This window comes from Sulfitobacter sp. PR48 (assembly GCF_028807335.1).
Lineage (GTDB): Bacteria > Pseudomonadota > Alphaproteobacteria > Rhodobacterales > Rhodobacteraceae > Sulfitobacter.
This window is the reverse complement of record NZ_JARAMM010000012.1, coordinates 140,580-159,704: the sequence shown is the minus strand read 5'-3', so window position 1 is coordinate 159,704 and position 19,125 is coordinate 140,580. Positions and strand designations below refer to the sequence as shown.

The following is a 19,125-nucleotide window of genomic DNA, read 5'->3' as shown; positions in this document are numbered from 1 at the left end:
TACACCGCATCGGGCCAGCTACCCGAGCGCTCCGAGGGGGTTATTTTTGCATGCCGATAGGGGGTCAAGTTTGCGTGCCGATTGACATCGGGCCATTTGCGACAACCGAGGTAGTCGATTTCCGGTCCGCGCTGGAGACGGGTCTGTTCGGGATTTATGGTCAGACCGGCGCGGGAAAGTCGACGCTGTTTTCGGCGATGTCCTTCGCGCTATTCGGGGCGCCGACCAAGACTGATCAAGAACCACGTTCACTACGCTCGGATCACGCCGCGTCGGATCTACCTACCGAAGTTGAATTTGTCTTTGAGCTGGGCGCCAAGACCTACCTGATCCGTCGTCGTCCGGCGCAGGAACGTCCGAAGGCACGCGGTGAAGGGACCACTGAGGACGCGTCGGAAGCCTCGTTATTCGACGTCACCGGGATTCCGGTGGACATTCTTGGTCCGAGTCAGTCTGGCCGTGTCATTGCGGAAAAGAAAGTCTCGCTAGTTGGGCAGCAAGTCGAGGCGCTGCTTGGCTACGGGGCAGATCAGTTTCGACAGATCGTGCTCTTACCGCAAGGCAAGTTCGAGACGTTCTTGGCCGCAAAAACGGATGCGCGGGTCGAGATATTGCGGGATCTCTTCGACGTGAAGATCTATCGAGATCTCGCCGCACGGCTGAAAGAAGAAGCCTCAGAGGCAGAACGAGCGTTGCGCGACCAGCGCGCTCTCTACGTGGCTCGACTCGAGGAACGTGGTTTTGAGAGCGCGGAGGCGCTAGAACTCGGGATTGCCGCAGCCGAAACAAAAGTCGAAGAAAAGCAGGGAGTTCAGAACGGCGCGGCGATGGCTACCGAAGCCGCGCGTAAAGCTCTGACCGAAGGCGAGCAAATCGAGAAAGCATTTTCTGCTGTCGACACGGCACAGCAGGCATTCGATAATCTAGAAAAGAAAACGGGCGAGGTCGAAGAACTGGCCAAGCGCATTGAGGCTGTCCGGAATGCCATTCAGGCCCGTGATCTTGAGACGGCTTTGCGCGATGCGGAGCAGGAAAGCCGGAATGCGGTGGAGGCTGTCACAAAGGTCGAGGCGGCACTAGATATCGCCACTGGCGCGAAGGAGGTGGCGGGAAAAAAACTTGTTGAGGCACAGTCGGGCGAGGACCGGCGGCAGCAAGTTCAGGCTGACCTGACAAGGTTGGAGGCGATCGAGAACCAGGTCGGTCAAGCAGCGGCTCTTAGAAGCGCGTTTGACGACGCTGCGAAGGACGAAGGTTCGGCGAAGAAGGCTCTGACCGAGGCCATAGATGCCCGAGAGAAGCTCAAGTCTCAGCGCGATGCGACCGATCTGGCACTTGATCAAGCGCGAAAGACCGAAACGGTGCGAGGCCAGCTGACCGGTGAGTTGGCCGAGGTCAACCGAGAAAGAGTCAAGGCAGCGGCGCATGTTAAGGCGCAAGAGGCTGTCGCGGATGCTCAACGAAATGTAGAAGCGGCATCGAACGAACTGGCGACAAGAACCGACGCGGCGCAAGCCGCTGATGCGGCATTGGTAGATGCCGAGGCACGGCTTTCGCGCACGCAAGCGATCATTCTGGCCGAAAAGTTGACCGAAGGAGCGCCCTGCCCTGTCTGTGGCTCCCATGATCATCCTGCGCCTGCCCATGGTATGCCCGAACAATCTGGTTTGACCGAAGCGTTTCGGAGTGCGCAGGTTCAGGCGAGAACTGCCTCCGAAGCCAGAGTTCGGGCCGAAAGCGAACTCGGCAATTTTCGAATGCGGCTCGACGAAAAGAAGCGGGCGCTCGAGGAACAGGAAAGTCCTGAGCGCACGTTAGCGGAACTCGAAGTTGAAATCGCACGGCTTGAAGGCGACGTCGCCGCGCTTGGAGAAGCGGTCGATTTAGACGCGATGGCGGAGCAGTTGGCCCAACTCAAGCTGAAACTGACTGAGGCTGAAGCTGCCGAGGCTACGGCGCGCACCGCTGCGGGAAAGGCCGAGACCGATCTTGCCGGCGCGCGCGCCAAGCTGGACACAGTGATCGAGGCCCTGCCGGAAGGTCTGCGCACGCCCGAGGCGGTTGTCGCTCGACGGGAGGCTTTACAGAGAGAGCAAAGGCAACTGTCCGAGGCGCTGGAAGTGGCGACGCAACAGGACCGAGCCGCCGGTGAAATGCTCACCCGTGCGCAAGAGCAGCTGGAAGCAGCAAAGCGGGCGCGCGACGCGCAGCAACAGCGCGTGAAAAAGGCGCAAGATGATTTTGGTGCTCGGCTTGCCGAGGTCGGGCTGGACAAAGCGGGATATGATGCTTGCAAGGCGCATTTCCCGACCCTCGATGCCGACCAGAAGACGGTATCCGATCATCGTGAGGGCCTGATCGCGGCTCACACGACATTGCAGAACGCCATAGCCGCTTGCGCAGATCGTGAACGCCCGGATCTTGCCCCGCTTCAGCTGGCGTTGGCAGACGCCACCCAGACCTTGAACGCGGCCAACGCTGCACTCGCCACAGCGAGGACAGATGTATCGTCACTGACCAAATTCAAGGAATCGCTTGCGGCGGCGCTGGCCGAAACCGAGCGGCTTGAAACCGAGACCGGTCCGCTCCGGGGGCTGGCCGATCTGGCTAACGGCAAGAACGATTTCAAGATGACACTCGAGACCTTCGCGATCGGTGCAATGTTCGACCAGGTTCTCGATGCGGCGAATATGAGGCTCGACCCTATGACACGTGGTCGCTACCGGCTGACGCGCGGGCTTGAGGCATCTGGCGGCCGCGGCAAGCGTGGGCTCGAAATCGAGGTCTTCGACATCAACACCGGCAAGGCGCGTCCGACAGCAACGCTATCCGGTGGCGAGACCTTTATCGCGGCACTAGCCCTCGCGCTTGGGCTAGCTGATGTGGTCGAGAGCCTTTCGGGCAAGATCCGAATGGACACGATCTTCATCGATGAAGGCTTCGGCAGCCTCGACACCGAGAATGGGGCGGGCACGCTGGACCAAGTGATCCAGGTTCTTGCTGCGCTGACAGAGGGCAGCCGGGCTGTGGGACTGATCTCGCATGTCGGGCTGGTGCAGGAGGCTATTCCACAAGGCTTCTATGTGCGTTCGACCCCAAGCGGCAGCCGGGTCGAGGAAAGGAGGGGGCTGGGATGACGGACCGTTGGTATTTCCGTAAGGCGCACACCCGCCGCCTGTCGACGGGGCGCACGGTATCCGTCCGCGGCGGTTGGGCAGTTCGGGGCGACCGTGAAAGCAAGAAGGGCGCACCGTTCAGGCGGACTTGTCCAATATGCGGGGCGCTGATCGTAAGTGTGGGCATGCCCAGAGGGGGCTGGGTCCATTTCGAGGGCGGCAAAGGCCTGACACGAATTAAACACCATTGCCTACATCTTGGCGAAGGTCTGAGCAGGCGGCGCGACGAGGACACACCGGATCTTTTCGAAATGCTGCGATAGCTCGTTGCCGGATTACACAAAGCAATTCTGAGAGAAAATTTTGTTCGATATCCAACCCAGGATTCTTTGGCGAATCTGATGAACGTAGGCATCGGCGCCACGCGCCCCACCCTCAATGAACTGAGAAGGCCCTTACCGCTGGATCTACTCACAACGGTCTAGTCCTTGATCCGCCACATCCTGAAGCGTCCTTGTTGCGTCACTTCTCGGATCAGGCCTCTCTCTTCCATCCAAGCGAGGTTCCTTTGAACAGCCGCGCGACTTGCGCCTGTTAAGACTTCCGCCATCGGGGCCGACACCAAAGGCCACTCTGTCAACGCCGAACGAAGAGCGGCCGGAGTTCGCCCCGAAAGCTGAGACATGGCTCCTTCCGCCCGAGCACTCCATGTCTGGGTATCATCTAGATGACGCATCGCCGTTAGAATTGCGCTGTTCATCCCATCCAACCAGCGGGCCAAGCGTTCGGGTGGCAAGCCCGAAGCACGCAGCCCCCCTGCCCCGCCCATAGCGAGCGGTGCGAAAATGGCGCCGCTTCCGTCACTGGCCGCGATCCTGGACGCGGTGACGGCGGCTTCCATCTGGTCGCCGTGCTGTCCGAGGCCCGCCAGGCTCCAGAGATGAAAGCCCATGCAAGCCCGCGTGATTGGGTGGAGATCGGCTGCGGCTGCTATTACGTCCAGCCATCCGCCCGCGCGATCTTCGAAACGCTCAGTGCTGTCTTCAATGTTTTCGGGATCGCGGCGATCTAGGAAGGCTGCCAAGTCACCTTTTGGTCCGGGACCGCCAGTCAGGCGCCGAGCGGCCCATCCAACTCTTGCTAGGGCATTTGTGTCATCCTGTGCGCCCGAGAGCCGCATCGACACCCAGAGCGCCAGCCGATCAGAACTCACCCGATCTCCTGCGAACCAGCTAAGATCCGCCGCCTCGATGAGAGCGAGCCGATGCCGCCAGCCTTCCGGACCGCGCAGCAGCCGGTCATCCAGAGCTCCAAGGCGTCCAGCCACTCTTGCCAGTCGCGCAGCGTGAACCCCCTCTGCCCTTGCCCAGTCATCGACGACAGCGGTGTCGGGCGGTTCCGCCCGCGGCCCGGGAGGCAAATCATCGGGTTCTTCTTCGAGTGGCCCAGGCAGGAACCAGAGATCATCCTCGTGAGCCTCTTCGTCCCCCTCGACTGTGATGAAGGGGTCGTCAAAATCATTAGTCAAATTAGATGTTTGTGATTTCATATGTGCAAAATACTGATTTTTTGCCCATTACCCAAGCGTTTTTGTGGCCGTTGCTTGCGCCCTTTATATAGTACGCGCGCGCGACTGCCGGCGGAACCTCTCAGATCGCGCTCTGCGCAAGAAAACCAAGGCATTGTACGCCAGCTCAACGAGAGAACACTTGCTTGCATTCGTTTATAAACCGTCGTTTAGTAACGGTATATGAAATTGCAAACGGCCGATTTTCATGCCCCTGATAGGCTATGCGCGCGTATCCACAGAGGATCAGACCCCCCTGCCCCAGTCTGAGGCCCTGCAAACTGCGGGATGCGTCGAGATCTTCGAAGAGCACGCCTCAGGCGGCAATCGTGCCCGGCCGGTGCTTGCCCGCTTGCTGGAGCGCATTAGCAAGGGCGACACGCTGGTGGTCGTACGGATCGACCGCCTCGCGCGGTCCCTGTCACATCTGCTGGAGGTGATCGAGCGGCTGGAGTCCAAGGGTGCTTTCTTTCGTTCCATTCAAGACCCCATCGACACCGGATCCCCGCAGGGCAAGTTCACTTTGCAAGTGCTGGGGGCTGCGGCCGAGTTTGAGCGCGCCCTTATCCGGGAACGAACCAAGGCCGGCCTCGCCAGCGCGCGCACAAAGGGCCGCGTGGGCGGGAACCCTGGGCTGCGGGCCAAAGACCCAGCCGCTCTTCGCAAGGTGCGGCTGGCGCGACAGGACGGCTACATGGAGCGTCTGAACGAGACGGCACAAGATTGGGTGCCCCATGTGCGCCGATTGCGCCCCGACTTGGCCTGGGAGGATGTTGTGCGCATCATCAACGGCCCCTTGCCCGAGGCGCGTCGCTGGACCCAAAGCCGTCTCTTGCGCGCCGTGAAGGCCTATGTCCGCGACGGCTTCCTGCCCAAGACAGTTTTGGCCCGCGCCGGGCGTCGCGAAAAGGACGACCGCCTGCCCGCCATTATTGCTGGCATCAAGGGCGCAGATCCCGACATCACCCTTCAAGCGATCTGTGAACGGCTGGAATCTATGCGCGAACGCACGCCTCGTGGCCGAACAAGATGGCGGCCGTCTTCGGTGAAGATGCTGCTGGAACGGGCTGAGAGACTGGGAATGATTTAAGAGACTCAGATTCGTTCTTTGGAAGCAAAACCGCCTATGTGAATCGGGTACATCTTGCGTTTAAGTGATGGCAGCGACACAAGCACTTGACGCGCTGGATCCGCGAAATAAGATAAGTCATTGTAAATAAATGATTTCACCGGATACCGGCCCACCATCTGAAAAAATCCTTGCCTGTCAAACGCTTTCCTGACATTTTTGCGGAAGAACGCTAACCATCAGTTTCCGGCGGTTTTGCGTTCCTTCTCAAGATAGACCCGGAAGACGGGCGACGGGACGGGCATGAACGAGCAGCGGATCAGAATGGATCAAAAGATCCAGACGATGGCGACACGTCTAAGCAAATCGCTTGATGTGAATATGCGCAAGTCGTTTCTACCTGATGAACGAAAGGCTCTCAGACGCTTCTCATCCACGGAAGTTGCCCAGATCCTCGGCGTAAGCCAAGATTTTTTGCGGAAGATGTTTTTCGAGGACAAGCTCGATCTCGGTGAAATCGAAACAGACGCCCGCGGCCGCAGGTTCTACACTGCAGAGCAAATCGATATAGCGCGCCACGAAATAGCCCGGTCAAGCACCAAGTTCCAGCATATCGTTCCTCGTCGTCGGGATGGGGAGCATATCCAGATCATTTCGATCGCCAACTTCAAAGGGGGCGCAGGGAAGACGACAACAGCGATCCATCTGGCCCAAAAGCTTGCCCTTGATGGTTATCGGGTTCTGGCAATTGATCTCGACCCACAAGCCTCAATGACCACCATGTTCGGTTTCCGGCCGGAAATCGACTTCCCTGAGGCCGGAACGGTGTACGATGCCCTTCGGTACGAGGACCCTATCCCCTTTAGAGACGTTGTGCGCAAAACGTATTTCCACAACCTCGATCTAGCCGCGGCCGGCTTGCTGCTCTCTGAGTTCGAGACCGAAACCGCACACGCCCTTCGAAACAATATCAGGCCGCCGTTCTATCAGCGGCTTGCCCTTTGCATTAATGAAGTCGAGACAGACTACGACATTGTCGTCATCGACTGCCCACCGCAACTCGGGTTTACCACACTATCGGCTTTGGTAGCGTCGACATCCCTAGTCGTCACTGTCATTCCAAGCATGCTTGACGTCGCCTCGATGGCCCAATTCCTGCAGCTCACATCCAGCCTCATGGCAACAATTGCTGATGTGGGCGCATCGCCCGACTGGGACTTCATGAGATTTCTAATCACTCGTTTCGAGCCCAATGACGGCCCCCAAACCCAGATGGCGGCATTCCTGCGGACCATGTTCACGGATGACGTTCTTACTCAGCCTTTCCTGAAATCCTCCGCAGTCTCTGACGCTGGGCTCACGCAACAGACACTGTTCGAGATCGCCAGAACGGATTTTCATCGCCAGACGTACGATCGGGCTATCGAGTCCATCAACGGGGTTGTGGCGGAGGTCGAAGGGCTCATCAAAACGGCATGGGGGCGCAAGTAATGGCCCGCAAAGTCACATTCGACATTCCCGAGGATGAAGAAAAGCAGCAGAGCTCGTCGATTTCTCCGACTCGAACCCAGTCACGAGCCCCTGCCCTTTCGGGAATGGCCCGTTCTCTTCAGGATGCGGCACAATCTTCAATTCAAGAAATCAGTACCGACCTTATTGATGATTCCGAGTTCCAGGATCGTCTGGCCCTGGATGACGAAGATGACATCAGGGAACTGGCTGAAAGCATTGACAAGCAGGGACAGCTTATCCCGATACTTCTGAGCCCCGAAGGGGGGCGGTACAGGATCATCTATGGGCGCAGGCGATTAGCGGCCCTTCGACTTATTGGCAAGCCCGCAAAGGCTCTCATCAGAGGCTTGGATGAGGATCAAGCGATTCTTGCACAAGGCCAAGAGAACAGCTTCCGAAAAGACCTCAGCTGGATCGAGAAAGCCCTTTTTGCACGTTCTCTCATAGAGTCCGGCAAGGATGAGGGACTGGTCTGTGACGCCCTCAACATCGATCAGAAAGCCAGGAAAGCCGGTGACAAGCTCACGGGACTTGCTCGCATGAAACAAGTCACTTCCTGTATTCCGACTGAACTCATCCAAAAGATCGGGGCGGCACCCGGGGTTGGACGGGATCGTTGGTATGCTGCCGCAAAGTCTTATGAGAGCCTTGGCTTCTCTGGAGGTGAAGGGTTTCCGGCCGGAAACCGAGAATTCCATGATGCTCTCATGGAATCCAGAGGTTCAGGCAAGACCTCCGACGAACGCTTTGCGATCTTCGAAGGGCTCCTGAAACAGCACAAGCCCCCTGCCCCATCGGCAATCAAGACAAAACTCGGGATGGTGAAGGTCACCAAAAGAAACGTGATCATCACCGTCAAGAACGGAGATGACGGGCTTCATAAGTGGATCTCTGAGAATCCAGAGGCCGCTCTTCTAGCGTTGGCGAACGCGAAGGCCGCTGGTCCAGGGCAGATCATTACCCCAGAGAAAATGGAACCCATAGGTAACCCAGTCTCCGGCAGGGATCAGGATCTTGATGGTCCTGAAATAGACGATAACAAAAACTGAGCAGAAAGGAGGACAGGCCAGAAAAGGAAAGACCCCCCGAAAGCAGCGCTTCCGAAGGGCCTCGATTAGCTTAGACACCTGATTGATACCCCGAAGCCGAATCGTTTTCAACACCGTTCGCGGTGAACGGGGAAGCTTTTTCAGCCGAAATCATCATGAGACAGGTATTTTCTCACACACCCGCCTTGGCGGAACGATCGTCTGTACCCGGTACGAACCCGTACAGGGTAATCGAGCCGATCCGAGCGCTTCGCAAAGAACTCGGTCTGACACCAAATGACCTGGTAACACTGCAGGCCTTGATCAGCTTCATGCCGAAGAAGGCCGGAAAAACAGCTCCAATGACTATCGTCTTTCCCTCAAACGCATCATTGTCTGAGAGAACGAACGGCCTGAACGAGAGAACGATTCGACGGTGTATCGGACACCTCGTGGATGCCGGGCTGATCCAGCGCAGGGATAGCGCAACCCGCAAACGGTTCCCTCTTCGCTACGGTGGATTGATCAGAGATGCCTTTGGCTTCGATCTGCAGCCAATGTATGATCGGGAAAGAGAGCTCACCGAACACGCAGAACAGCTTGTGGGCGATCAGGAAAAGCTACGGTCACTCAAGGCGGAGGCACTGGCTCTTCGTGTCGAGGCTTTGCGCCAAGCAAAGGATGTTGAGACTGTCTCATTTCTCCAGAACGTACGAAACATCCTACGCCGTGCAACTCTCAAAGCCGACGAAATCATAGAGCTTATCAAGAGGCTGGCAGAGTTGGTCGGAGCGACCATCAGAGAGTTTCCGGCCGGAAACCATGACGCTCAGGAAACAATGCCCGACCAAATGTCCGGCGACGACGGACAAAATGTCCGGCACGTAGAACCCACAAGATTGAATATAAAAAAAGATAGAGCAGATGCACACTGCACCTCTGGTTTTCAGGAACGCCGAGATCCAACAATTATGGCATGGACGGACCTGAAAAACGTATCGGACTTCTTCCCGCATGAACCAAGAGATCATCAATCAGTTCTCGAAATATTGGCCGATGTCGGAAGATTGCTAAGAATAGAACAGGGCAGGATCATGAAACACCTTAGAGAACGAGGTCCAGGGCAGCTCCTTATTGCACTCGACGAATTAATTTTGAGAGCCAGCACAGGACAGGTGAAAAACAACAACGCCTACCTCGACGCTATGATGAGGCAAGGGACGTGATGGTCTTATCACGCTCACTCAACCAGTTTGTAATTGAGCGTAGTCTTCTATCCTCCGGCAAATTTTCCCGGATAGTTCCAACCATAAGGTCATCGAGAGGGAAAGGAGTGTTGGTTTGAGGGTGACGGGAAGTGAGATCGGGAGAGTGGCTTCCGGCGCCCGTCGTGGAGAAGATCTGATGACGAAAGCTGTCCAGAAAATCACCCTGTCCCCTTCGCGGGATATCCCTTTCGACAAGCTGGTGCTGAGCCAGTCCAATGTGCGGCGCATCAAGGCTGGCGTGTCCGTCGAGGAACTGGCCGAAGACATTGGCCGCCGCGGCCTCTTGCAGAGCCTGAGCGTGCGGCCCGTCTTGGCTAACGATGGTGCCGAGACCGGCAAGTTCGAGATACCGGCCGGTGGCCGCCGGTTCCAGGCATTGTCCTTGCTGGTGAAGCAAAAACGGTTGGCGAAGACGACGCCCATTCCTTGCATCGTCCGTGATGCGGCGTCCGACATCCTGGCCGAGGACGATTCCCTTGCAGAAAACATGCAGCGCGTCGCCCTGCACCCGCTCGACCAGTTCCGCGCGTTTGTGGCCCTGCGGGACAAGGGGCAGAGCGATGCTGAGATTGCTGCCGCCTTCTTCGTGACGCCGCAGATCGTGAAGCAGCGCCTCAAACTCGCTTCCGTCGCCCCTGCCCTGCTTGAGATCTATGCCGAGGATGGCATGACGCTGGAGCAACTCATGGCCTTCACCGTGAACCCTGATCACGCGCGCCAGGTTCAGGTCTGGGATGTGATCCATTCATCCTGGAACAAGGAGCCATTCCAGATCCGGCGCATGCTCACCGAGACCTCGGTTCGGGCGTCCGACCGGCGTGCGGTCTTTGTGGGTGTTGAGGCCTACGAAGCGGCGGGCGGCACGATGCTGCATGACCTCTTTCAGGGCGATGACGGTGGCTGGCTCGAGGACCCAGCCCTGCTCGATCGGCTTGTGACGGACAAACTCCAGGCCGAGGCTGAGACGGTCGCGGTTGAGGGTTGGAAGTGGATCGAGGTCGCACTCGACCTGCCCTATGGCTACAGCCACGGCCTGCGGTCCCTGTCCGGCGATCCGGCACCGATGACGGATGACGAAGGCGCGGCCCATGCCAAGCTGCTCGCCGAGTATCGGGCGCTGGAAGACGAGTACGCGGGTCAGGATGACATCCCCGATGAAATCGACGCGCGGCTTGGCGTGTTGGAAACGGAGATGGAAAAGATCGAAACCCGGCCGTTGATCTTCGATCCGTTGGAAATCGGACGGGCAGGGGCGTTCGTCACGCTCGACCGCTACGGCGCGCTGGCAGTCTATCGCGGGTATGTGCGTCCAGAGGATGAGCCCGTTGAGGAGACCGCGGTCCAGGATGGTGATGATCCTGCGGTGGCGGGGCAGGGGGCTGATCGTGATCTCACCGATGGCCATGGCAGTGCCGCTCATGGCGGAACCGTCATCATGTCGGGTGGCCAGCCGATTGGTGGCGACCTGCCGGAGGATGAGGATGACGGAGCGCTGAAGCCACTACCCGAGCGGTTGGTCATGGAGTTGACGGCCCACCGGACGCTGGCGCTGCGTGAAGCGATCGGGCGCTCGCCGGATGTCGCGTTGACGCTGCTGCTGCTGAAGCTCGTCACGGACACCTTCCGCACCTCCTCCGCTTCGGGCAGCTGTCTCGAAGCCTCGGTGCGTCCGGTCTACATGTCGGCGCAGGCGCCCGATCTGAAGGACAGTGTGGTGGCCAAGCTGGTCGACGAGCGTCACGCGGAATGGGAAGCCGATCTGCCGCTTGGCGATGATGCGGCACTCTGGGACTATCTGACGGTCATCGACCAGGGCAGCCGTCTGGCCTTGCTGGCGCATTGCCTCAGCTTCGGCGTCAACGCGCTGCATGAGAAAGTGAACCCTTACGGAGCGGGCATCTCTGCTGGCGGTTTGACCCGGCGGATGGCGCATTCCGATCTCGTGGCGCGCGCCACAGGTCTCGATATGGTCGAGGCGGGCTGGGAGCCGACGGTCGACACCTATCTCAACCGCGTGCCCAAGGCCCGCATCCTCGAGGCCGTGCGCGATGCGAAAGGGGAGGGGACTGCCCAGCTTCTCGATCACCTGAAGAAGGGAGAGATGGCCAGTGAGGCCGAGCGCTTGCTGAAGGGCAGTGGCTGGTTGCCCGAGGTCCTGCGCCGGAACGAACTCGTGGCGCTGGACGGTGAGGGCCATGCCGAAGGGCAGGGGGCGGATGTCGATGCCGAAATGGCCGACAGCGTCAGTGAGGCTGACCTTCCTGCATTCCTGACGGATGACCTGCCTGCTGAAGGCGCGTCGATGCTGGTCGCAGAATAACGTGATCCAGTGGGGGGCGGAGATTCCGCCCCCAATCACCCTATAGTGTAACAATATCAATAAGATGAATGCGATTACTCGCATTCAGAATGAGGAATCATGTCTGCAACAACCATCATCGACACCGCACCCCTCGGGGCGCTCATTCGCTACACTGACGGCAGCCCCAAGCCACCGGCACGCTTCACCAAGAAGCTGGCGGCCTGGGAGCGTTCGAACGGTGTCGGCCGCCTTGTAAAAAAGGAGCCACCCCGGCCTTACGCGACCTGGACTGCTCCCGCGTCGTTCACGCTGCATGAAGGCAACTTCGCTTCGGACGGGGTGATCCTCGTCACCATCATGCGCAGCCATTCCGCTGACAGCGCCCTCGTCTTCGAGGTGGCCGAGGAGCCGAAGCCCGGGCAGGTGCGCGTGCTTCTGGACTTCGGCGGCAACACGGAGCTGCTGCATCTAGCGGAGTCCGTCACTGCGGCCGAGCTTTGGATCGCCAAGGAAGGATACCGCAATGCGCGGCTTGAAATCGTCGGCGATGAAGAGGGCGAAAGGGCAGGGGGCGCGGACCTGGCCGCCTGAGCCCAACTGAAACCGAGGGGCCCGCCCAAGCGCGGGCCTCTCAACCATCACAACCTTGTCCTTTGAGTTCGCGGGGCACCAAAGGAACCATCCCCAAGGAAGGACGTCTTCAACCAAGAGCGTGGCCGGGAGGCTGGCGGCGTTAGAAGCATCAGCGGGACAATCGGCTCCTGACGTTGGGGGACCATCCCCCGCTCGCCATTCCCTTCCTTGCCCCGAATTCTGTCTTCGAGATCAACCCGCGAGGGGTCGGACTACGGGGCAAGCCCGTGCCGCCGGGTAGATTCGGGCGAGCCGAACGCACCCGGTGATGTCAGCCAGTATTCGGGCCTTCGAGGGCCTGTCGCGCGGGGGATGGTCCCCCGCCTCCAAGACAGGAGCCAAACAGATGTCCCGCAAAGATGCACACGCCTTCGCCGCCTCCCTCGCCGCCACCCTCATGGTCTCAATCGTCGTCTTCCAGGCAGGGGATGGATCCTTCGGCGCCGTCCCCGCCGATGAAATCGACGGCGACGAGGTTCAGGTGCTGGTTGAGATTAACCCGTGGGCTTAGGCCCACGGTTACCCCGGCAGGCTCACGCGGAGGCGCAGAAGCGTCTTCTGCTGCGTCGTTGCGCTCCCGCACGGTGCCGGTGAAATATTCGGAACAGTGGACCGCCGATGGCGCAGCGCCAGATGGCCTGAAGCTGTAGAGGTGCCAGTTGCAACGCGACTGCCACAACGCCAAGAATATCGACATGTCCGGGCCGGACCGAACATTAATTCTATCTTTCGGTGCTGCATGCAGCGTTCGAAGCGGCCTTTGCAATGTCATATGCTTTGATAGTTGAATGACTTAGAATATTCGTAAGAGCTCTTTCCGCCAAAAAAATAAGTGGTTACGCTTCAACTATAAGGCGAAGTATGCAAGCCGATCGACGTACTGCCATCCGGCCAAGGAAAACAAAAAGTGAATCTAAAAGAACTAATTTCGGATGAGCGGACGTCGATTACGGGACAGGGAATCGATAACAGAGCCTATTCGCGGACCCTCCGGCACCTTCGAAGCTACAACTTCTGGGAGGGTGTCGACGATGCGCCACACCTCTGGGGGCACCAGCAAGCAGCTATCGCCACGGTCGTTGCCTATCTGCACGGGGACAAGCAGATACCGGAGCGGCCCGAGCACACAGAAGCTGCGCTCCTAAAGCTACCCACCGGCACAGGCAAGTCTGGCATCATTGCGATCCTTGCGCGGTGTCTGCCGGAGGTCCGCCGTGTTCTCGTATTGACGCCACGCACTGCGCTGACTGAGCAACTCCTGGCGGACATCCGTTACCGTTTCTGGTCTCACCTTGGGTATGAGGCAAACGGCTCGGCGCTCTTCACCGCGGAGGCCGACGTGTTCGGCACCACGCTTGACAACGTGTATGTCGAACAATTCTTGCCCAAGAATGTCGGCATGGTGGTGCAGCATCTGGGCGATCAGGCCACTGATCGCGCCATTCTCGTCGGCACGCATCAGGCGCTCGGCGACATCCGCAAGACGGCACAAGATCCTGATGATGGCGGTTCGGCAGTTGCAGCAGCTCTTTTAGCGCATATCCGGGACGAGTTTGATCTCGTGATCGTCGATGAAGGTCATTACGAGCCTGCTATCTCGTGGTCACGCGGCGTTCGAGAATTCAATCTGCCGACTCTTCTATTGAGCGCAACGCCTTACAGGAACGACTACAAGTCGTTTCGTGTGCGCGGACGTTATCTCTTCAACTTCCCTTACAGGCAGGCAGTTGACGGGCGTATTATCCGTCCCGCCGATATCATCGTGCCAGAAGGCGACGTCGGACCAGTTGTGCGGGAAGCTGCAATCCCACAGTTTGTCGGCATTCTGCACAAGGAATTGCTCGAGCGCCTGCGGGAGGCCGAACGCTGGTTTTTGAACGGCGTAACGCCAAAAGTCATGGTGCGCGGTGATGACCTTGAGACCCTCACGCTCTTACAGACCGAGATTAACCGCGTCTTCGAAACGCAAGCTGTCGTGATCCATGACCGCGCGAAGAAGACGCAGCAGAACCGGGACATGTTCACCAGCGTCGCGTCCGCTCTTCGGTCCCGCCCTGACGCGAAGTTCTGGATTCACCAGAACAAGCTCATGGAGGGGATTGACGATCCGTCATTCGTTGCCGTCGCCATCTTCGATCTCATGGGCAATGCACGACAGCTCGTGCAGCAGATTGGACGTGCGACCAGATATTCGCGGGGTGAGGATGGTATACCCCAGGCAGGTTGGATTCTTTCCACTCCTGCCAATGCCGAGCGTATTCGGACTACTTGGGAGAGATACCAAGGCTACGAGGATTATGCGGCGCGGAACACCGCGCATATCGTCACGAACGAGGTTACGCTTCCGGACCGCCTGCTCGAATACATGGCCGAGTATCAATATATTGGCGGTGAATTTCGGGGGCGCTTCGAGTTCGAACAGCCACTCGCCGCAGGCGACATCCAGCTTCCCCGAACCGCCGCTGTTCTGAGAACTGCCGCACCGCTTCCCGACATCCGTGTGTTCGCCACGGTGATCGAAGAAGCAATCATGGACAAGGACCGGTTTAAGATTACGCCGATTGAAGGCATGCCGGATGGTTCGATCGGTTTTTCCTACTATGCGTGGCGAAACTCGCCGTACCTGATCGACCGGTTCTTTTCTGAATGGAAGCTTGGGGTTTTCCTTGCTGTCCAACAGGGTGAACTCGTTTTCATGCACGATACAGAAGGCCTTGTGGTGGATATGGACGGCCTAAGCCTCAAACGAGCGGGCAGGTCGGTCATGGAAAAGGCCTTCCCCGAGAGTGACGACAATCCGTCCCGACTTTCCCGCATGTCCTTCTCCTCTCTCGACATGTCCCAACATGCGATCCGGGCAATGGCTCTGCGGACTCGTTCTTTTGCAGATGCTTTTACCGATTTGCTTGATCCTTCGCTCGTTCCTGCAACTGCCGCCGGTTTTGTAAACGGGACCGCCCGGTATGTTGGCTTTAATCGCTCGCGCCTGCGCGATGCTTCGGAGCGCCATGTTTCGGTTGCAGACTATCTTACATGGACTACAGAAATCGCCGCCGAGCTGGCGGATGCCGATCGGGAACGAAGCCATGTCTTTAATCGATATGCTGCCTTGGTCGAAGATATCGATGACCAAGAAGCCCAGCCGGTTTCGATCCTGCTTGACCCATCGCTTGACGACATGCGCGACGACGAGGCCGGTGGTGCGGCCTGGGTTCTCCTTGAGGACATCGATTACTTTGATCTATGTGCCGAGGTGGATGGCGCAACAGGCGGATTCACGATCCAGATCGGCGACGAGGATGTGCCGTGTAGCGTCGAGTTCGTTTCGGAAACCCGCAAATACAGGGTTACCAGCCCAAGGCTGGATGAGCTTGCTCCCGCGCAGGAAGGAGAGGATAGGCGTCAGGCCTTGACGCTCATACAGCGGCTTAACAAAGGGCAGGCCTTCCGAATTCTCACACAGCGTGACAGCGTCGTGTATTCGGAGGGCAATTTCTACGAACCGAAGATGCAGTGGGTTCAGGACGGTGGCGTCAAACCGGTTCTCGAATATATCCACGCATCGCCCACGCTCGATGATGTCCTGACCGAGAAGGGCGACGATCAATACGCCGCAAATCGTGCAAATTGGTACAGGCAATCCATTTTCGGGCTTTTTTCGGTAACATGCGAAGGCCAGCGCGCTGCCAACGGGATCGCGGATGACAAACTTACCGCCGAAATTGAAGCCATACCGGTCTGGTTGTGTGATGACGATAGCCGTGAAGCCGCGGACTTCATAGGTTTTGATCCTGATAACAGGAAGATCGTGTTTGTTCACGCAAAGGTCGGCGATGTGGGGCGGGGCGGCACCGGATATCATGTCGGCGGACTACAGGATGTCGGTCGGCAAGCACTCGCAAGCCTCGGGTTTATCTCGCGCGGACAGCCATCTACGGTCTGGACGCCCGATCGATGGGAAACCGACGTACAGGCTAATCAAGTCAGGCTACATGGTCGTAGCCGCATCTTTCGGAATCCTAACGGTCTCACATCTGCTCAACTCAACGATCTGCTCCACGCGTCGTGTCGAAATCCGTCCTTTGATCGTGAAATCTGGATTGTCGGAGCGAAGATGGCGCGCAGGCAAGCGCTTGTGGAGGGCCTGAACCAAGAGCGTTGGCCGAACCGCCTGCGGCAGTTCCTGATGCATTGGGATGCCATGCAGACGGCCTGTGCCAGAGCAAACACGCGGCTGAAGTTCTATTGTTCCAATTAGGTGACTCAGCGAAGCAAGTGTTGGATATTTTTATGAGCCGGCATTGAGACGGTTTGCAGCAAATATCGGCAACTCTGAAGGTTTTTCGATGTGGGCCGCGGCACGACATTGGCGGCCAAAGTGAAGCCGCACCTATCATACGCGGCGCCAGGCCCCAATGACTGGGTCGGGCACCGATCCGCCTCGGACTCTTTAGCCACAGGGTTGGTAATCTTTCAGCGAATTTCCAGATCACCAGCCGTTGTGCCAGCAGCCAGCGCGTCTACGAACCACTGCGGTTTACGCCCGCGACCAGACCAGGTGACGGCCGGGTTCTCAGGGTGCTGGTATTTTGGTGCGACTGGAGCGCGCTTGGTCTTGCTATCTGTCCCGACGAGTTTGGCCAATGAATAGCCCAGATCCCGGGCGACAGCTTCTACCTTGGCGCGGGCTTCCGCCTTCTGCCGATCCTCGAATGTGGCAATCGCCTTGGCGACGTCCTTCTGCATTTTCTTCAGCTCGCCGAGCGACAGTGGCTCGAGATCGCAATCAGCCATTTGTGCGGTCCGTGTCCTGAATGTCCCGGTATCGATAGCCCGTCGATGCAGGGCGCCGCAACTCCTGGAAGGCTGGGGCAGGGGTGGCAAAGGCTGGTGATCGTCGTTTTGCCGCCAGGCAGGTGCTGAACTTGGGGTCAGGCGGTCTCGATTGGCCGGGTGACGGGTTCTGGCATGGGCTCCCCGCGCATCTCTGTCTCCCGGGCCATCCCTTCGACTGACAATCCCCTAATCCCGTTCGGGCTCGCGCGCGCAACCCCGCGTCAGACCGGGCCGTGTTGGCCGCTATTGCGTCCTGCCCGCTCCACCCCGGTCCTTTGGGGGTTTCCGGTGTCCATGCTGTCCACCGTGCACGCGTCGCCCGACGGGCTTTTTCCGGGTCTTGTCGAAGGGACGGTCCCGAAGACAGGAAACACAGGAGCTAATCATGCAGAACATCGTCATCCTCGCCGGCAACATCGGTCAGACCCCCGAAGTCCGCACCACCCAGGGTGGCATCAAGATCACCAACTTCAGCCTCGCCACCTCCCGCCCCCGCCTCTCGGAAGGTCGCGTCCTGCGCGACGAGAACGGCTACCGGGTCATGGACACCGAATGGCACCGCATCACCTGCTTCAACGGTCTCGGCAAGACGGTCGCGGAGCATTGCGAAAAGGGCATGAAGGTCCTCGTCCACGGCCGCATCCACTACACCAAGTGGATCGACAGCATGGGGAACGACCGCTACGGCTGCGAGATCATCGCCGAGAAGGTCGACTTCCTGAGCCGCCCGAAGTCGGCCGAGAACGAAAACCCCGAGCTGGTCGACCGCGACGACGAGATCCCGTTCTGAGAACGGGGTCTTCCCCTTAGGCCCGGCGGGGAAACCCGCCGGGATTGGCCAATCTTGGCTCAAACCGGTCTGGCGCCTCTACAAATTGACCTCTAGCGACCTGCCGCTGACGCAACTTACAACATTTCCAAGATTGAAAGTTTGCATCGCGGGTTTCCGTAGATCGATGTTCAACAAACTTAGGAGTTCCTCATCTGTGTATATGCCATTAGAGTTATCCACAAAAAGAGGTGGAGCAGGATGGCACAGAAATCTGAAATCGAATGGACGGATGCGACATGGAATCCTGTGACGGGATGCACGAAGGTCGGTCCCGGCTGCGAACATTGCTACGCAGAAAGGTTCGCTGAACGCTGGCGCGGTATTCAAGGACATCCATACGAACAAGGTTTCGACTTGCGCCTATGGCCGTCACGCCTTGGGCAGCTCGCACAGTGGAAGAAGCCGCGAATGATCTTCGTCAACTCGATGAGCGACCTGTTCCACAAGGATATTCCGCGTGAGTTCATCGACCACGTGTTCGATGCGATGGAGGCCGCCGACTGGCATGTCTATCAAGTCCTGACCAAGCGCTCATCACTGATGCGCAACTACGTGCGCCGCCGCTACAACGGTGGGCGAGTGCCGTCGCATATCTGGCTTGGCGTGTCCGTCGAGGATGCCGCACACAAAGGGCGGATTGAACACCTTCGGCAGATCAACTCGGATGCGCGCTTCATCTCATTCGAACCGCTGCTAGGCCCGATTGGCGAGGTCGATCTGACAAGTGTTGCTTGGGCGATTGTCGGCGGCGAAAGTGGGCCCGGCGCTCGTCCGATGGAAGCGGCGTGGGCGACCGAATTGCGCGTTGCCTGTGAGCGATACGAAGTTGCTTTCTTCTTCAAACAGTGGGGCGGTGCGCGGCCGAAATCCGGCGGTCGTCTGCTCGAAGGCGAAGAATGGAACGGGTTCCCGTGGCAAATCGTGCCGAAGGCGATCATGGCCGAATTGCAATAGCGAGAGAC

Annotated in this window: 13 protein-coding genes; 11 read left to right on the top strand and 2 right to left on the bottom strand. The window is 58.5% G+C overall.

Annotated elements, in window-relative coordinates:
- Positions 1-74: 74 nt before the first annotated feature.
- The gene (locus PVW51_RS16885; protein WP_274576186.1) at positions 75-3,137 is read left to right on the top strand and encodes an AAA family ATPase; all 3,063 of its coding nucleotides are present in this window, start codon (positions 75-77) and stop codon (positions 3,135-3,137) included.
- 460 nt (positions 3,138-3,597) lie between these two features.
- On the opposite strand, the gene PVW51_RS16880 is transcribed toward PVW51_RS16885, so the two are convergent.
- Positions 3,598-4,665: a hypothetical protein gene (locus tag PVW51_RS16880; RefSeq protein ID WP_198362935.1), complete on the bottom strand. Its 1,068-nt coding sequence runs from the start codon at positions 4,663-4,665 to the stop codon at positions 3,598-3,600.
- A gap of 226 nt (positions 4,666-4,891) precedes the next feature.
- Between PVW51_RS16880 and PVW51_RS16875 the strand changes: the two genes are divergently transcribed.
- The 8 genes from PVW51_RS16875 to PVW51_RS16840 all read left to right on the top strand — a co-directional run bounded on the left by PVW51_RS16875 (position 4,892) and on the right by PVW51_RS16840 (position 16,753).
- A complete protein-coding gene (locus PVW51_RS16875) occupies positions 4,892-5,773 on the top strand; it encodes a recombinase family protein (protein ID WP_274576183.1) in 882 nt (293 codons plus the stop codon).
- A gap of 282 nt (positions 5,774-6,055) precedes the next feature.
- Complete coding sequence (repA, locus tag PVW51_RS16870) at positions 6,056-7,243, top strand: plasmid partitioning protein RepA (protein WP_099828095.1); 1,188 nt, start codon at positions 6,056-6,058, stop codon at positions 7,241-7,243.
- Positions 7,243-8,313: a plasmid partitioning protein RepB gene (gene repB / locus PVW51_RS16865; protein WP_274576181.1), complete on the top strand. Its 1,071-nt coding sequence runs from the start codon at positions 7,243-7,245 to the stop codon at positions 8,311-8,313. Before repA ends, repB begins: the two co-directional genes overlap by 1 nt.
- A 155-nt stretch (positions 8,314-8,468) precedes the next feature.
- Complete coding sequence (locus PVW51_RS16860) at positions 8,469-9,518, top strand: helix-turn-helix domain-containing protein (protein ID WP_274576180.1); 1,050 nt, start codon at positions 8,469-8,471, stop codon at positions 9,516-9,518.
- A 178-nt stretch (positions 9,519-9,696) separates the two neighbouring features.
- Entirely contained in the window at positions 9,697-11,880 is a 2,184-nt protein-coding gene (locus PVW51_RS16855; RefSeq protein WP_274576179.1) for a ParB/RepB/Spo0J family partition protein, read from the top strand.
- A 99-nt stretch (positions 11,881-11,979) separates the two neighbouring features.
- Positions 11,980-12,453: a hypothetical protein gene (locus PVW51_RS16850; protein ID WP_274576178.1), complete on the top strand. Its 474-nt coding sequence runs from the start codon at positions 11,980-11,982 to the stop codon at positions 12,451-12,453.
- Positions 12,454-12,841: 388 nt separating this feature from the next.
- On the top strand, positions 12,842-13,006 hold the full coding sequence (locus PVW51_RS16845; RefSeq protein WP_274576177.1) for a hypothetical protein: 165 nt from the start codon (positions 12,842-12,844) through the stop codon (positions 13,004-13,006).
- 396 nt (positions 13,007-13,402) lie between these two features.
- Positions 13,403-16,753, top strand: a complete 3,351-nt coding sequence (locus PVW51_RS16840; protein WP_274576176.1) for a DEAD/DEAH box helicase — start codon at positions 13,403-13,405, stop codon at positions 16,751-16,753.
- A gap of 215 nt (positions 16,754-16,968) precedes the next feature.
- Here the strand turns inward: PVW51_RS16840 and PVW51_RS16835 are convergent, their stop codons facing one another.
- Positions 16,969-17,289, bottom strand: coding sequence for an H-NS histone family protein (locus tag PVW51_RS16835; RefSeq protein ID WP_274576175.1), 321 nt, complete (start codon positions 17,287-17,289; stop codon positions 16,969-16,971).
- Positions 17,290-17,716: 427 nt separating this feature from the next.
- Here PVW51_RS16835 and PVW51_RS16830 point away from each other — a divergent pair, with 427 nt between their 5' ends.
- Both PVW51_RS16830 and PVW51_RS16825 read left to right on the top strand, forming a co-directional pair.
- Entirely contained in the window at positions 17,717-18,121 is a 405-nt protein-coding gene (locus PVW51_RS16830) for a single-stranded DNA-binding protein (RefSeq protein WP_274576174.1), read from the top strand.
- A gap of 240 nt (positions 18,122-18,361) precedes the next feature.
- Positions 18,362-19,117, top strand: a complete 756-nt coding sequence (locus PVW51_RS16825) for a DUF5131 family protein (protein WP_111550035.1) — start codon at positions 18,362-18,364, stop codon at positions 19,115-19,117.
- The last annotated feature ends 8 nt before the right edge of the window (positions 19,118-19,125 follow it).

What these genes read in the sequence shown, in the direction of transcription:
- PVW51_RS16830 (WP_274576174.1), top strand. Translation starts at nt 17,717, where the DNA reads ATGCAGAACATCGTCATCCTCGCCGGCAACATCGGTCAGACCCCCGAA.
- repB (WP_274576181.1), top strand. Translation starts at nt 7,243, where the DNA reads ATGGCCCGCAAAGTCACATTCGACATTCCCGAGGATGAAGAAAAGCAG.
- PVW51_RS16875 (WP_274576183.1), top strand. Translation starts at nt 4,892, where the DNA reads ATGCCCCTGATAGGCTATGCGCGCGTATCCACAGAGGATCAGACCCCC.
- repA (WP_099828095.1), top strand. Translation starts at nt 6,056, where the DNA reads ATGAACGAGCAGCGGATCAGAATGGATCAAAAGATCCAGACGATGGCG.
- PVW51_RS16855 (WP_274576179.1), top strand. Translation starts at nt 9,697, where the DNA reads ATGACGAAAGCTGTCCAGAAAATCACCCTGTCCCCTTCGCGGGATATC.
- PVW51_RS16835 (WP_274576175.1), bottom strand. Translation starts at nt 17,289, where the DNA reads ATGGCTGATTGCGATCTCGAGCCACTGTCGCTCGGCGAGCTGAAGAAA.
- PVW51_RS16825 (WP_111550035.1), top strand. Translation starts at nt 18,362, where the DNA reads ATGGCACAGAAATCTGAAATCGAATGGACGGATGCGACATGGAATCCT.
- PVW51_RS16860 (WP_274576180.1), top strand. Translation starts at nt 8,469, where the DNA reads ATGAGACAGGTATTTTCTCACACACCCGCCTTGGCGGAACGATCGTCT.
- PVW51_RS16850 (WP_274576178.1), top strand. Translation starts at nt 11,980, where the DNA reads ATGTCTGCAACAACCATCATCGACACCGCACCCCTCGGGGCGCTCATT.
- PVW51_RS16845 (WP_274576177.1), top strand. Translation starts at nt 12,842, where the DNA reads ATGTCCCGCAAAGATGCACACGCCTTCGCCGCCTCCCTCGCCGCCACC.
- PVW51_RS16880 (WP_198362935.1), bottom strand. Translation starts at nt 4,665, where the DNA reads ATGAAATCACAAACATCTAATTTGACTAATGATTTTGACGACCCCTTC.